Here is a 749-nt window from a genome sequence, read left to right as displayed (position 1 = left end):
GGGTAGGTGCCCTCGTACTCGACCGGGTTCTGGGTGGCCGCGACGATGAACGGGTCGGGCAGCGGACGGCGCTCGCCCTCGACCGAGACCTGCCGCTCCTCCATCACCTCCAGCAGCGCCGACTGCGTCTTCGGCGGGGTCCGGTTGATCTCGTCGGCGAGCAGCAGGTTGGTGAAGACCGGCCCCTCCCGGAACGTGAACGCGGCGGTGCGCTGGTCGAAGATCAGCGAGCCGGTGACGTCGCCGGGCATCAGGTCGGGGGTGAACTGCACCCGCTTGGCGTCCAGGTCGAGCGCGGCGGCAAGCGTCCGCACCAGCAGCGTCTTGGCCACCCCCGGTACGCCCTCCAGCAGCACGTGCCCCCGGCAGAGCAGCGCGATCACCAGCCCGGTGACCACGGCGTCCTGCCCGACGACGGCCTTGGCCACCTCGGCGCGCAGCCGGTGCAGGGCGGCGCGGGCGCCGGACGGGGCGGTGGTCGTGACGGGTCCGGTCACCGGGTGTCTCCTTCGCTCGGATGCGGGGCCAGGGTACGGGTCAGGGCGTCCAGTTCGCGGGCCAGCTCCAGCAGCTCGCGGTCCTTCTCCGGGGCGGGGCCGAAGAGCAGTTCGGCCACCCGTTCCGGGTCGGCGCCGGCACGCTCGGCGATCCGGGCGGCCACCTCGTCGTCGGGCGTGTCCGGAGGCAGGTTGAGCCGGGGCAGGAGCCGGTCCAGCGCGGCGGCGCGCAGCGTCTCGGCGACCGTGTCC

Annotated in this window: 1 protein-coding gene and 1 pseudogene; both read right to left on the bottom strand. The window is 74.0% G+C overall.

Going from position 1 to position 749, the window contains the following annotated elements; genetic code table 11:
* Positions 1-497: MoxR family ATPase (locus KBX39_RS32395; RefSeq protein WP_210874236.1), on the bottom strand; the 497-nt coding region annotated here is incomplete at its 3' end.
* A pseudogene (locus KBX39_RS32390) lies at positions 494-749 on the bottom strand (DUF4350 domain-containing protein); the annotation flags it as partial. The gene KBX39_RS32395 and the pseudogene KBX39_RS32390, both read right to left, overlap by 4 nt.

The sequence above is a fragment of the Micromonospora sp. D75 genome, assembly GCF_018070405.1.
GTDB lineage: Bacteria > Actinomycetota > Actinomycetes > Mycobacteriales > Micromonosporaceae > Micromonospora > Micromonospora chalcea.
This window is presented reverse-complemented; position numbering and strand designations above follow the sequence as displayed.